At 64.8% G+C, this 13,840-nt stretch carries 11 protein-coding genes and 2 rRNA genes; 11 read left to right on the forward strand and 2 right to left on the reverse strand.

Annotated features, from left to right (window positions below):
• The first annotated feature begins 290 nt into the window (after positions 1 to 290).
• From ACNQR1_RS17355 to recN, 8 genes are all read left to right on the forward strand, one after another.
• A 23S ribosomal RNA gene (locus ACNQR1_RS17355) occupies positions 291 to 3,412 on the forward strand.
• Positions 3,413 to 3,565: 153 nt separating this feature from the next.
• Positions 3,566 to 3,679 (forward strand): 5S ribosomal RNA (rrf, locus tag ACNQR1_RS17360).
• Positions 3,680 to 3,859: 180 nt separating this feature from the next.
• Entirely contained in the window at positions 3,860 to 4,714 is an 855-nt protein-coding gene (locus ACNQR1_RS17365; protein ID WP_418047396.1) for a tetratricopeptide repeat protein, read from the forward strand.
• A 1-nt stretch (position 4,715) separates the two neighbouring features.
• Complete coding sequence (locus ACNQR1_RS17370; RefSeq protein ID WP_418047397.1) at positions 4,716 to 5,732, forward strand: HAD-IIA family hydrolase; 1,017 nt, start codon at positions 4,716 to 4,718, stop codon at positions 5,730 to 5,732.
• A gap of 13 nt (positions 5,733 to 5,745) precedes the next feature.
• Positions 5,746 to 5,952 (forward strand): hypothetical protein, encoded by a 207-nt coding sequence (locus ACNQR1_RS17375; RefSeq protein WP_418047398.1) that lies wholly within the window; start codon positions 5,746 to 5,748, stop codon positions 5,950 to 5,952.
• Positions 5,953 to 5,958: 6 nt separating this feature from the next.
• Positions 5,959 to 6,768, forward strand: coding sequence for a TlyA family RNA methyltransferase (locus ACNQR1_RS17380; RefSeq protein WP_418047399.1), 810 nt, complete (start codon positions 5,959 to 5,961; stop codon positions 6,766 to 6,768).
• A complete protein-coding gene (locus ACNQR1_RS17385; protein WP_418047400.1) occupies positions 6,765 to 7,688 on the forward strand; it encodes an NAD kinase in 924 nt (307 codons plus the stop codon). Before ACNQR1_RS17380 ends, ACNQR1_RS17385 begins: the two co-directional genes overlap by 4 nt.
• A 6-nt stretch (positions 7,689 to 7,694) precedes the next feature.
• Positions 7,695 to 9,458, forward strand: coding sequence for a DNA repair protein RecN (gene recN, locus ACNQR1_RS17390; RefSeq protein ID WP_418047401.1), 1,764 nt, complete (start codon positions 7,695 to 7,697; stop codon positions 9,456 to 9,458).
• Here the strand turns inward: recN and ACNQR1_RS17395 are convergent.
• Positions 9,455 to 10,345 (reverse strand): pyridoxamine 5'-phosphate oxidase family protein, encoded by an 891-nt coding sequence (locus ACNQR1_RS17395; RefSeq protein WP_418050411.1) that lies wholly within the window; start codon positions 10,343 to 10,345, stop codon positions 9,455 to 9,457. The genes recN and ACNQR1_RS17395 overlap by 4 nt on opposite strands.
• Positions 10,346 to 10,360: 15 nt before the next feature.
• On the reverse strand, positions 10,361 to 10,822 hold the full coding sequence (locus tag ACNQR1_RS17400; RefSeq protein WP_418047402.1) for a VOC family protein: 462 nt from the start codon (positions 10,820 to 10,822) through the stop codon (positions 10,361 to 10,363).
• Between the two features lie 143 nt (positions 10,823 to 10,965).
• Here ACNQR1_RS17400 and ACNQR1_RS17405 point away from each other — a divergent pair, with 143 nt between their 5' ends.
• The 3 genes from ACNQR1_RS17405 to ACNQR1_RS17415 all read left to right on the forward strand — a co-directional run bounded on the left by ACNQR1_RS17405 (position 10,966) and on the right by ACNQR1_RS17415 (position 13,729).
• Positions 10,966 to 11,487, forward strand: a complete 522-nt coding sequence (locus ACNQR1_RS17405; protein WP_418047403.1) for a CGNR zinc finger domain-containing protein — start codon at positions 10,966 to 10,968, stop codon at positions 11,485 to 11,487.
• Between the two features lie 100 nt (positions 11,488 to 11,587).
• The gene (steA, locus tag ACNQR1_RS17410; RefSeq protein WP_418047404.1) at positions 11,588 to 12,772 is read left to right on the forward strand and encodes a putative cytokinetic ring protein SteA; all 1,185 of its coding nucleotides are present in this window, start codon (positions 11,588 to 11,590) and stop codon (positions 12,770 to 12,772) included.
• A 15-nt stretch (positions 12,773 to 12,787) separates the two neighbouring features.
• Positions 12,788 to 13,729, forward strand: a complete 942-nt coding sequence (locus ACNQR1_RS17415) for a copper transporter (RefSeq protein ID WP_418047405.1) — start codon at positions 12,788 to 12,790, stop codon at positions 13,727 to 13,729.
• Positions 13,730 to 13,840 lie beyond the last annotated feature (111 nt).

Below are 13,840 nucleotides of genomic sequence, written 5' to 3' on the forward strand. Positions count from 1 at the left end.
GTAGCCGTGAGGAGCTGGAGCGCTGTAGTGGCGCCGGCTTGGTGCACAACAAACTTCTGAAACTGCCAGACACACTATTGGGCTTTGAGACAACAGGCCCGCAGTCCTGTCCCGTTGGGGGCAGGGGGTGTGTTGTTGCCTCACTTTGGTGGTGGGGTGTGGTGTTTGATTTGTGGATAGTGGTTGCGAGCATCTAGCACGCAGGAGTGTGGCGCCGGCCTTCGGGTGGGTGTCGCTTTTTTGTGTGTTGATGTGCAATTTCTTTTGAAACTCATTTTTTGGTTTTTGTGTTGTAAGTGTTTAAGGGCGCATGGTGGATGCCTTGGCACTGGGAGCCGATGAAGGACGTTGGAGGCTGCGATATGCCTCGGGGAGCTGCCAACCGAGCGTTGATCCGAGGATGTCCGAATGGGGAAACCCAGCACGAGTGATGTCGTGTTACCTGTATCTGAATACATAGGGTGCAGGAGGGAACGCGGGGAAGTGAAACATCTCAGTACCCGTAGGAAGAGAAAACAAAAGTGATTCCGTGAGTAGTGGCGAGCGAAAGCGGAGGATGGCTAAACCGTATGCATGTGATACCGGGTAGGGGTTGTGTGTGCGGGGTTGTGGGACCTATTTTTCCAGTTCTACCTGACTGGAGGGTAGTGAGAAAATGTTGTGGTTAACGGAAATGGTTTGGGATGACCTGCCGTAGACGGTGAGAGCCCGGTACGTGAAAACCTGACATCTACCTTAATGGTGTTCCCGAGTAGCAGCGGGCCCGTGAAATCTGCTGTGAATCTGCCGGGACCACCCGGTAAGCCTGAATACTTCCCAGTGACCGATAGCGGATTAGTACCGTGAGGGAATGGTGAAAAGTACCCCGGGAGGGGAGTGAAATAGTACCTGAAACCGTGCGCTTACAATCCGTCAGAGCCCTCCACTTTGTGGTGGGGTGATGGCGTGCCTTTTGAAGAATGAGCCTGCGAGTCAGGGACATGTCGCGAGGTTAACCCGTGTGGGGTAGCCGCAGCGAAAGCGAGTCTGAATAGGGCGTATCCACACAACAGTGTGTGGTGTAGTGGTGTGTTCTGGACCCGAAGCGGAGTGATCTACCCATGGCCAGGGTGAAGCGCGGGTAAGACCGCGTGGAGGCCCGAACCCACTTAGGTTGAAGACTGAGGGGATGAGCTGTGGGTAGGGGTGAAAGGCCAATCAAACTCCGTGATAGCTGGTTCTCCCCGAAATGCATTTAGGTGCAGCGTCACATGTTTCTTGTTGGAGGTAGAGCTACTGGATGGCCGATGGGCCCCACAGGGTTACTGACGTCAGCCAAACTCCGAATGCCGACAAGTCCAAGAATGTGGCAGTGAGACGGCGGGGGATAAGCTCCGTGCGTCGAGAGGGAAACAGCCCAGATCGCCGGCTAAGGCCCCTAAGCGTGTACTAAGTGGAAAAGGATGTGCAGTCGCGAAGACAACCAGGAGGTTGGCTTAGAAGCAGCCACCCTTGAAAGAGTGCGTAATAGCTCACTGGTCAAGTGATTGTGCGCCGATAATGTAGCGGGGCTCAAGTACACCGCCGAAGCCGCGGCAACGATTTATCGTTGGGTAGGGGAGCGTCCTGCATCCGGTGAAGCAGCAGAGTGATCTAGCTGTGGAGGGTGTGGGAGTGAGAATGCAGGCATGAGTAGCGAATAGGCAAGTGAGAACCTTGCCCGCCGAAAGACCAAGGGTTCCTGGGCCAGGCCAGTCCTCCCAGGGTGAGTCGGGACCTAAGGCGAGGCCGACAGGCGTAGTCGATGGACAACGGGTTGATATTCCCGTACCCGTGTATGTGCGTCCATGATGAATCCATTGTGCTAACCATCCAAAACCGTCGTGACCGATCCCTTCGGGGTGAGGCGTTGACGGGGCTGCGTGGGACCCCGGTGGGTAGTAGTCAAGCGATGGGGTGACGCAGGAAGGTAGCCGTACCAGTCAGTGGTTGTACTGGGGTAAGCCGGTAGGGAGAAACGTAGGCAAATCCGCGTTTCATATTCCTGAGAGGTGATGCATAGCCGTTTGAGGCGAATTCGGTGATCCTATGCTGCCAAGAAAAGCCTCTAGCGAGGACATACACGGCCCGTACCCCAAACCAACACAGGTGGTCAGGTAGAGAATACTAAGGCGTACGAGTGAACTATGGTTAAGGAACTCGGCAAAATGCCCCCGTAACTTCGGGAGAAGGGGGACCCCCATATCGTCAAGGCTCTTGCGGCCGGCAGCGGGAGGGGGTGGCACAAACCAGTGAGAAGCGACTGTTTACTAAAAACACAGGTCCGTGCGAAGTCGCAAGACGATGTATACGGACTGACGCCTGCCCGGTGCTGGAAGGTTAAGAGGACCTGTTAACCCTTCGGGGTGAAGCAGAGAATTTAAGCCCCAGTAAACGGCGGTGGTAACTATAACCATCCTAAGGTAGCGAAATTCCTTGTCGGGTAAGTTCCGACCTGCACGAATGGCGTAACGACTTCTCAACTGTCTCAACCATAGACTCGGCGAAATTGCACTACGAGTAAAGATGCTCGTTACGCGCGGCAGGACGAAAAGACCCCGGGACCTTCACTACAACTTGGTATTGGTGCTCGATACGGTTTGTGTAGGATAGGTGGGAGACTGTGAAATTCACACGCCAGTGTGGGTGGAGTCGTTGTTGAAATACCACTCTGATCGTATTGGGCCTCTAACCTCGGACCGTATATCCGGTTCAGGGACAGTGCCTGGTGGGTAGTTTAACTGGGGCGGTTGCCTCCCAAAATGTAACGGAGGCGCCCAAAGGTTCCCTCAACCTGGACGGCAATCAGGTGTTGAGTGTAAGTGCACAAGGGAGCTTGACTGCGAGACGTACATGTCGAGCAGGGACGAAAGTCGGGACTAGTGATCCGGCACCTCTGAGTGGAAGGGGTGTCGCTCAACGGATAAAAGGTACCCCGGGGATAACAGGCTGATCTTCCCCAAGAGTCCATATCGACGGGATGGTTTGGCACCTCGATGTCGGCTCGTCGCATCCTGGGGCTGGAGCAGGTCCCAAGGGTTGGGCTGTTCGCCCATTAAAGCGGCACGCGAGCTGGGTTTAGAACGTCGTGAGACAGTTCGGTCTCTATCCGCCGCGCGCGTCAGAAGCTTGAGGAAATCTGTCCCTAGTACGAGAGGACCGGGACGGACGAACCTCTGGTATACCAGTTGTTCCACCAGGAGCACCGCTGGATAGCCACGTTCGGACAGGATAACCGCTGAAAGCATCTAAGCGGGAAACCCCCTCCAAGACCAGGCTTCTCACCCTTTTAGAGGGATAAGGCCCCCCGCAGACCACGGGATTGATAGACCAGACCTGGAAGCCTAGTAATAGGTGCAGGGAACTGGCACTAACCGGCCGAAAACTTACAACAACCAACAAACACCAAATGTTTGATGAGTTTCAGTAAGACACACATCTGCTACGCAACCACACCACAAACACACACGACACTTGTGTCGGGCGTGCACACCGCACCCCACCACCAAAACACACAGGTTTACACTCAAAAACGAGTGAATAGAGTTACGGCGGTCCATAGCGGCAGGGAAACGCCCGGTCCCATCCCGAACCCGGAAGCTAAGCCTGCCAGCGCCGATGATACTACCCTCTCGGGTGGAAAAGTAGGACACCGCCGAACACAAATTAAGAATCGCCCCCCACGTTTTACGTGGGGGGCGATTCGCTTTTCATTGTCGATTTCATTCCTCGAATTCCATTGAAATTCGAGCGATTATCCGCTGCGTCGGCGCTCACATAATTATGTCGGCTGTGGCTGCTGCCAGTATCCTTTGCGGGAAGGGCGGGTAGAAAGGCACACGTGGTCGGAGACAGACAAGGCGACGCAGAGCGGCGCCCGCGGCGTGCATCCAACGACCGCACATCGAGCAACAATTCGGGTCCTCGGCGGCACTACGACCAGCGCGGGCGGGATCAACGTTCCGGCGCGCCCAGGACTTCCGGGCCGGGCCGGGCTCGTCCGGCGCAGCCGAGTGCAGATGGCGATACCAGGCCCGACGGCCCGAGGCTGCCGGCCGATGTCGAAGCCAAGGAACTGGCCCCTGACGTGCGTCGGGAACTGGTGACGCTGGACAAGACCACGGCGGATTTCGTTGCCCGTCATCTCGTGATGGCCGGCAAGCTGCTCGATGAAGATCCCGACGCTGCGCTCGCCCACGCCCGCGCCGCCCGCAATCGGGCCGGCCGGATCGCGGTGGTACGTGAGGCCGTCGGCATCGCTGCCTATCACAGCGGTGACTGGGCACAGGCTCTCGCCGAATTGCGCGCGGCCCGGCGGATGGGCAGCAAGTCCGCGTTGCTGCCGATGATCGCCGACTGCGAACGCGGTGTCGGACGGCCCGAGCGGGCATTGGAACTGGCCCGCAGCGACGAGGCTGCCGCGCTCACCGGTGAGGATGCCGACGAGTTGCGCATCGTCACGGCCGGCGCACGTTCGGATCTCGGGCAGTTCGAGCAGGCATTGGCGATCCTGTCCACGCCGCAGCTCGACCCGACCAGCGTGGGCCAGACGGCCGCTCGGCTGTTCTACGTGTACGCCGACACCTTGCTGGCGCTCGGTCGTACCGAGGAGGCCCTGCAGTGGTTCGTCCACGCGGAGCAGGCGGACATCGACGGCATCACCGACGCGGAAGACCGGATCACGGAGCTTTCCTGACGTGACGACGCTTGCGCGGCAACATGATTGCCTGCTGCTCGATCTCGACGGCACGGTGTTTCGCGGGCACGAGCCCACAGTCGGTGCGATCGAGAGCCTGGCCGGTCTGGACGCCCGGGTGCTGTATGTCACCAACAACGCGTCTCGGGCACCTGAGCAGGTCGCCGAGCACTTGCGTGAACTCGGGTTCACCGCCGCCTCCGACGATGTGGTGACCAGCGCGCAGAGCGCGGCGCACCTGCTGGCCGATCATCTGTCGCCCGGTGCACCGGTTCTGGTCGTGGGAACTGACGCGCTTGCCGACGAGGTCAGCATTGTCGGCCTGCGTCCCGTCCGCACCTTCGACGAGGATCCGGTCGCGGTGGTGCAGGGCCACTCGCCGGAGACCGCATGGCCAAATCTGGCCGAGGCTGCGCTCGCCATCCGGGCCGGGGCGTTGTGGGTCGCCGCGAACGTCGATCTGACGTTGCCTTCTGAACGTGGGCTGTTGCCGGGCAACGGCTCGATGGTGGCCGCGTTGCGTGCGGCGACCGAGCAGGCGCCCTTAGTGGCCGGCAAGCCCCAACCGACGCTGATGAACGACGCGCTGAGTCGGGGGACGTTCACAACCCCGCTGGTCGTGGGGGACCGGCTCGACACCGACATCGCGGGGGCCGTTGCCGCCGGGCTGCCCAGCCTGATGGTGCTCACCGGCGTCAGCACCGCGAGCGAGGCGGTACATGCCGTGGCCGCGGAGCGTCCCGGATACCTCGCCGCGGATCTGCGGGGATTGCATGCCGACGCCGACACGCTCCGTATCGGACCCCACTCGGCCTGGCGGATCGACGTCGACACCGACACGGTGGTCGTACACGCGACCGGGCAGGATCCCCAAGACGACTTGTCGGTGGTGCGGGCCACGGCGCACGCGGTGTGGGGCGCGGACCTGGGGCACGACGCCCTGACGGTCTCCGCCGGCGACGACACAGCGCGCCATGCGCTGCAACGGTGGTCGTTGCTGTCGGCACCCATCGACTAGCGTGAGTGTCGCTATGACTACCGATCCCGACCAACTGCGTGCGCAGGTCGCTGCAGTGCTGGCAGACGTGCCGGACCCGGCGGTGGACCCCTCCGCACTCGACGGCATGGACATCGACGTGGTGGCTGCCCGGCTCGAGCAGGCCCACGATCTGCTCGTGCAGGCCCTTGAATCCGTCGACAGGGGGCAGCCGGGCGGACCGCAGGCGACCGAAAGGTGAGCGCCGGTGGCGCGGCGCGCTCGCGTTGATGCCGAGCTGGTGCGGCGGGGCCTGGCCCGGTCACGTCAGCAGGCGGCCGAACTGATCGAGGCCGGCCGCGTCCGGATCGATGGCATGCCCGCCGCCAAACCGGCGACTGCGGTCGCGCCGGACACCAACATCACGGTGATCGCCTCCGCGGAACGCGCGTGGGTCTCGCGGGGTGCGCACAAGCTGATCGGTGCGCTCGACGCGTTCGACGTCGTCGTCGAGGGCCGTCGCTGCCTCGACGCCGGTGCCTCGACCGGGGGCTTCACCGAGGTCCTGCTCGACCGCGGTGCGGCCGAGGTGGTGGCCGCCGACGTGGGTTACGGCCAGTTGGCGTGGCCGTTGAGGTCCGACGAACGGGTACACGTGCTGGAACGCACCAATGTGCGTGAGTTGACCCCGGAGGCGATCGGCGGGCCGGTGCAGCTGATCGTGGCGGATCTCTCGTTCATTTCACTGGCCACCGTCCTGCCGGCGCTGACGACCTGTGCATCGGCCGACGCCGATATCGTTCCGATGGTGAAACCGCAGTTCGAGGTCGGCAAGGACCGGGTGGGCGCGGGCGGCGTGGTATCCGATCCCGAGTTGCGCATCGACGCGGTGTGCACGGTCGCCCGCAGGGCAGCCGCGTTGCAGTGGCATGCTGTCGATGTGACGGCCAGCCCGCTCCCGGGACCATCGGGCAATGTCGAGTACTTCCTGCACCTGCGTGCCCAGAGCGACCGGCCCTTGGATGGCGAGTCGCTGGAGCAGGCAGTGCGACGGGCCGTCGAGGAGGGGCCGCAATGACGGCTGAACGCACGATTCTGCTGGTGGTGCACACGGGCAGGGATGAGGCGACCGAAGTTGCCCGTCGAGTGGAAAAGGTGCTCGGCGACAACGGCATTGGTCTGAAGGTTCTCTCTGCGGAGGCCGTGGACCGCGGACCGCTGCACCTGGCGCCGGATGACATGCGCGCACTCGGGGTCGACATCCAGGTGGTCGATGCCGAGGAGCGCGCGGCCGAAGGTTGCGAACTAGTGCTGGTGCTCGGCGGGGACGGCACGTTCCTGAGGGCCGCCGAGCTCGCGCGCAACGTCGAGATCCCAGTGCTGGGAGTCAATCTCGGCCGAATCGGCTTCCTTGCCGAGGCGGAGGCCGAAGCCATCGACCACGTGCTCGAGCGCGTCATCGAGCGCGACTACCGCGTCGAGGAACGCATGACCCTCGACATCGCGGTGCGGGTGGGATCCGACGTGGTGAACCGCGGGTGGGCGCTCAACGAGGCCAGCCTGGAGAAGGGGCCGCGGCTGGGAGTGCTCGGCGTGGTGTTGGAGGTCGACGGCCGGCCGGTCTCGTCGTTCGGCTGCGACGGGGTGCTGGTGTCGACCCCGACGGGCTCCACCGCCTACGCGTTCTCGGCGGGTGGCCCGGTGCTGTGGCCGGACCTCGAGGCGATCCTGGTGGTACCCAACAACGCCCACGCCTTGTTCGCCCGGCCCATGGTGACTAGCCCGCTGGCCAGTATCGCCATCGAGATCGAGGCATCCGGCAACGATGCCCTGGTGTTCTGCGACGGTCGCCGGGAGATGGTGGTGCCCGCCGGTGGTCGGTTGGAAGTCGAACGCTGCGGCACCCCGTTGAAGTGGGTACGGCTGGACTCGGCGCCGTTCACCGATCGGCTGGTACGCAAGTTCCGGTTGCCGGTCACCGGATGGCGGGGACAGTAGATACCTGTGCTGTCAGAGATTCGTATCGAGTCGTTGGGCGCGATCAGCGCTGCCACCGCGGAGTTCGACCGGGGACTGACGGTGCTGACCGGGGAGACCGGTACCGGTAAGACCATGGTGGTGACCAGCCTGCACCTGCTCGGCGGGGCGCGGGCGGACGCGACCAGGGTGCGTTCGGGTTCCGACCGCGCCGTGGTGGAAGGCCGGTTCAGCACAATCGAACTCGGTGAGGACGTGACCGGGCGAGTCGAGGAGATCCTGTATTCCTCCGGAGCCGAACGTGACGACGACGGCAGCGTGATCGCGGCCCGCTCGGTCAGTCGGGCCGGGCCGTCGCGGGCGTATCTGGGTGGGCGCAGTGTGCCGGCCAAATCGCTGAGCAGCTTCACCGCCGAGGTGCTGACCCTGCACGGCCAGAACGACCAGCTGCGGTTGATGCGTCCTGACGAGCAGCGGGCCGCACTGGACCGGTTCGCCGAAGTCGACAAGCCGCTGGCCCGCTACCGCAGCATCCGTGACGAGTGGCTGGCGGCGCGTCGCGACCTGACCGACCGTCGCAGGCGGGCCCGGGAACTGGCCCAGGAGGCCGACCGGCTCAGTTTCGGAATCCACGAGATCGACGCGGTCGCACCGGAACCCGGTGAGGACGAGGCGATCGTCGCCGACATCCGCCGGTTGTCGGAACTCGATGCGCTGCGTGAAGCCGCGCAGACCGCCCGCTTCGCGTTGGCCGGCGAGCTCGACGAACCCACGCCGGAGTCCACGTCGGCCGCCGACGGTGTTGGCCGCGCGCAGGCGGCGCTGGAGTCCACCGACGACTCGGCGCTGCAGGCGCTGGGGGGTCGGCTGGCCGAGGCGATGGCGGTGATCGGTGACGTGTCCGGCGAGCTCGGCGACTATCTGTCCGAATTGCCCAGCGACGCGAGCACTTTGGAGACCAAACTGGCGCGGCAGGCCGAGCTGCGCACCCTCACCCGCAAATATGCCGCCGACATCGACGGGGTGCTGGCGTGGTCGCGCGAGGCTGCCGAACGGTTGGCGCAGCTCGACGTGTCCGAGGAGAGCCTGGCTGCCCTGGACCGTAAGGTCGCCGAGCTGGAGGGCCAACTGGTCGCGGCGGCAGGCGAACTCACCAAGGCCCGGTCCAAAGCGGCCAAAGGGCTGGCCAAGGCGGTGACCGCGGAACTGGCCGGGCTGGCCATGGCCAATGCGGTGTTCACCATCGGCGTGGCTCCGATGCCTGCGCGCGCCGACGACTCCGCGCCGGTGACCATGCCCGACGGCGAGATGCTGCACGCCGGTCACGACGGCGTGGACGCCGTCGAGTTCGGGTTCACCGCGCACCGCGGCGCCGACGTGCTGCCGCTGGCCAAGAGCGCCTCCGGCGGTGAGCTGTCCCGCGTGATGCTGGCCCTGGAGGTGGTGCTGTCGGCGTCGACGGCGGGTACGACGATGGTGTTCGACGAGGTCGATGCCGGAGTCGGCGGCCGGGCGGCGGTGCAGATCGGCCGCCGCTTGGCCCGGCTGGCCCGCACCCACCAGGTCATCGTGGTGACCCACCTGCCTCAGGTCGCGGCCTTCGCCGACGCCCACCTGGTGGTCGACAGCGGCAATGGCCGAGCCAAGTCCAGCGGTGTGCGCCGGATCGACGACGAGGACCGGGTCGCCGAATTGGCCCGGATGCTGGCGGGGTTGGGGGAGTCCGACAGCGGCCGGGCCCACGCCAGGGAGCTGCTCGAGGCCGCGCAGCAGGAGCGCAGCGCGCCCTAGGCCGGGCCCGGGTTGGCCGGCGAGAGCTCGGCGGTGCTCCACCGCAGTGGGCTGACGTGGGTCAGCTCCACCACCTCATCGACGGTGAAGTCGACGGCACATTGGGCGCCGGCGCTCGAATCGGCTTCATTCCAGTTGATTTCAGCGGTTCCGGTGAGCTGGAGCGTCGATCCGGAAGACCAGTCGACCACCAACAGGCCACACCGCGGGTTCGCCTCGATGTTGCCCAGCGTCATGAACATCGAGTTGCCGCGGTAGTCCGGCCAGCGCAGCTGCCGGGGTGAAAGCACCTGCAGGAAGCCCGGATTGCCGCCGCGGTGGGACGCGTCGGCATTGCCGGTCGCATCCGCTGACCCGATGAAGAAGGCGTCGGCAGTGGCGATGATCTCCTGCTGCCGCGGGGTCAGTGACTCGCCACGGTGAACGCCGGGCGGCTCCGTGCTGGACCGCACCTCGGTGATGTCCCTGCGCGAGATGTATTTCGGGCAGTTCGAATACACCTGGTCGGTGTGGATCCGCAGGCCCGTCCCCGCCGGCTCGGTGGAGCCGTTGACCCGCATCCGGCGCCGGGTCTGCGGTTCGATGGCGATCATCCCGATCTGCTGTCGGCCTAGCAGCGCATCGCGGACCGGATCGTCCGGCGCGGGCAGCGCGTCGAGCAGGATCGTGCGCGGATCGTCGGCGTGGACGAAGCCGGGTGGACCAGCGATCAAGCTGGTCCACACCCGGCCGTCGTCGTCGGCTGCGGCGATCACGATCATCGGCTGCTCGGCGAGGAACTCGGCAGCGGCCGCCGGAACTTCGGTGCGGATCATGCGACCGACGCGGGTGGCGATGGCCTCCTGTCCCATCCGCCGCTGCACTGCCAACTCACCCGAGTGATACATGGTCACCTGCCCGGCTCAGAAGAATCCGCAGGTGGGGGCCGCTCCGTTTGGTGCGGGAGCGGTCTGCGCACCGTTCGGGGCGTACACCTCGAGCCGGGTCCCGTCCGGGTCGGTGAAGAAGATGCCGCCCGATGCGGCCCCCTCGCCGTGGGCGACGACGCCGTCGTGCGCGAACGCGGTGCCCAGTGCCTTCAGCGCCGCCTCGACGGTCCGCACCTCGTCGATGCTGGCCGCCTCGAACGAAAGGTGATGCAGGCCGGGTGTTTCTGTGGAGAACCGGCCGTTGCTCTGCTGCCACAGGGTCAGCCGCAGCGTCCCGTTCGTGCCGAGGAAGGCATACCGGTGTTCGCCCTCGCCGTTGACGGCCAGCGGCTCGAAACCCAGCGCGTTTCGGTAGAAGGCGACGGAGCGGTCCAGATCGGTGACGTTGATGCCGACGTGTCCGGCGGCGAGCTGGGGCGTGATGGTCCCGGTCATGCAGTCCTCCTGTATGGCTAACCGATGTACTTGCTTAGAAAGGTTAGAACGGTGATGGAGGGTTCGTCAACCATCTAACGATATTTCGATGGTTAGTTCGGCGGGTGACTCTTGCCGTCGGCGGCCCGTGGTTACCCTCAGGTATGCGTGATCCGCGCCCGCATGTCGGCGAACCCCTTGCGCTGGATCTGCTGAACACCCGGTGGATGTCGGCAGATGGCCCACAGGATCTTCTCGCGGACGTCGAGGGTCTGCGGTGCTGGTTGCTGGCCAACGGTCTGGAGGACCGCTGCGAAGCGGACGAGAAGGCGCGCAGGGCCCTGGTCTCGGCCCGCGAGGCCATCCTTGAAGCCCTGCAGACCGGGTCTGCCGATGGGCTGAATGAGGTGCTGGAACGCGGCCGGATCCGGCGCACGCTCACGGCTGCGGGACCCGCCCAGAACGCCGAGGTGTCGCAGCCCGAATGGCTCGCCGGCTGGCTGGCCGCGGACGACTTGCTGCGGTTGCTGGGTGAGGCGCCCGAACGGATCAAGCAGTGCGCCCATCCGCACTGCATCCTCTGGTTCCACGACACCTCGAAAAACGGGGCCAGGCGCTGGCACTCGATGGCCACCTGTGGCAATCGTGCGAAGGCTGCGCGGCACTATGCGGCGAAGCGGGATTGAGACCCTAAGCGTGTTACTGATGTGACGAAAGCCAACTTGTGAGGCTGGTGTTACGGCGCGCCTCCGCCGACTGACCGGCGATGCCCGACAGAATCGGCGCATGAAGATGGCCACGCTGCTCACCCGCAATGCCAGCACACGTCCGGGAGTGACCGGCACTGCTCGAGTGGACCGCGACATCGATCGGCTGCTGCGCCGCGTCGGCCCTGGTGACATCGTGGTTCTCGACGCCCAGGATCTGGACCGGATCACCGCAGATGCACTGGTGGAAGCCCAGATCGCAGGCGTCGTCAATGCCTCTCCGTCCATCTCGGGGCGTTACCCGAACCTGGGACCAGAAGTGCTCGTCGCCAACGGTGTGGTGCTCATCGACGAGGCCGGGCCGGATGTCTTCAAGAAGATCAAGGACGGGGCGCGGATCCGGCTGAACAACGGCGGGGTCTACTCCGGTGACCGGCGCATCGCGGTGGGCACCGAGCGCAACGACCAAGAGATCCACGAGTTGATGCATGACGCCAAGAGCGGTCTGGTGGCGCACCTCGAAGCATTCGCCGGCAACACCATCGAGTTCATCCGCAGCGAGAGCCCGCTGCTGATCGACGGCATCGGAATCCCCAACGTCGACGTCGACCTGCACCGCAGGCACGTCGTGATCGTCGCCGAGGAGCCCGACGCCGCCGAGGACCTCAAGGCGCTCAAGCCGTTCATCAAGGAGTACCAGCCCGTGCTGGTCGGCGTCGGGGCCGGCGCGGACGTGCTGCGCAAGGCCGGATACCGGCCCGCGCTGATCGTCGGCGACCCCGACAAGATGAGCGTCGAGGTACTGCGCTGCGGCGCCCAGGTGGTGCTGCCCGCAGACGCCGACGGCCATGCCGCCGGTCTGGAGCGCATCCAGGATCTCGGAGTCGGCGCGATGACCTTCCCGGCCGCCGGATCGGCAGCGGACCTGGCCCTGCTGCTGTGCGACCACCACGGGGCGTCGCTGATCGTCACGGCCGGTCACACGGCCTCGATCGAGGAGTTCTTCGACCGTTCCCGCCAGCGCAGCAACCCGTCGACGTTCCTGACCCGGTTGAAGGTCGGGGAGAAGCTCGTCGACGCCAAGGCGGTGGCGACGCTTTACCGCAGCCGGGTGTCCGGCGGGGCGATCGCACTGCTGGTGCTGGCCATGCTGGTGGCGGTGGTCGTCGCGCTGTGGGTGTCCCGGGCCGACGGTGCCGTGCTCGACTGGGCGGTCGACTACTGGAACCGATTCACGCTCTGGGTACAGGGTCTCGTCAGCTGAACAGGTCGGTGAGCTGTGATCACGCTACGTGCGCACGCGATTTCCCTGGCGGCGGTGTTCCTGGCGCTGGCCATCGGGGTGGCCCTGGGTTCGGGGCTGTTGTCGAACACCGTGCTTTCGGGTCTTCGTGACGACAAGAAGGAACTGCAGCACCAGATCGACACCCTGACCGACGGTAAGAACGCGCTGAACGAAAAGCTCAATGCCGCAGGCGAATTCGATGCACAGATGGCGCCTCGAATGGTGCGCGACGCATTGAAGGACAAGTCGGTCGTGGTGTTCCGGACGCCGGACGCCGTCGACGCTGACGTCGACGCCATGTCACGGTTCGTCCGCGACGCGGGCGGCACCGTGACCGGCAAGGTCGCGCTCTCCCAGGAATTCGTCGAGGCGAATTCGGCCGACAAGCTGCTGTCGGTGGTCAACTCGCCGATCGTGCCTGCCGGTAAACAGCTGAGCACCGCGGCGGTGGACCAGGGGTCGCAAGCCGGTGACCTGTTGGGCATCACGCTGCTGATCGACAAGAACCCGGCCGCCGCACCTGTGGACGACACCCAGCGTCAGACAGTGCTCGCCGCGCTGCGTGACACCGGGTTCCTGACCTATGACGATCCGCACATCGGCGCGGCCAACACTGCGCTGATCGTGACCGGAGGCGGGCTCGGCGAGGACGGCGGCAATCGGGGCGCAACCATGGCCCGGTTCGCCGCGGGGTTGGCGCCGCACGGCACCGGCACCGTGCTCGCCGGCCGCTCGGGGTCGGCTTCTGGAACCGGTTCGGTGGCCGTGACCAGGTCAGATGCCGGTTTGGCCGCGATGGTGAGCACAGTGGACGACGCCGATTCCAGCGCAGGTCAGATCACCGCCGTGCTGGCGCTTGGTGATCTCGTCAGTGGCGGCAAGCCCGGCAAGTACGGAACCGGGCAGGGCGCCACGTCGGTGACCATCCCGCAGTAACGCGGCTCGACCTCTCAACTGCTCGGCGCGCCAGCCACGGCTTGTCGGCGTCGGTGTTAAGGTGAGATTCCGTGGGTCGGCAGGCCACAGCAGTTTCTCGATTCCCTGCCC

The sequence above is a fragment of the Mycobacterium sp. 48b genome (assembly GCF_048282725.1).
Lineage (GTDB): Bacteria > Actinomycetota > Actinomycetes > Mycobacteriales > Mycobacteriaceae > Mycobacterium.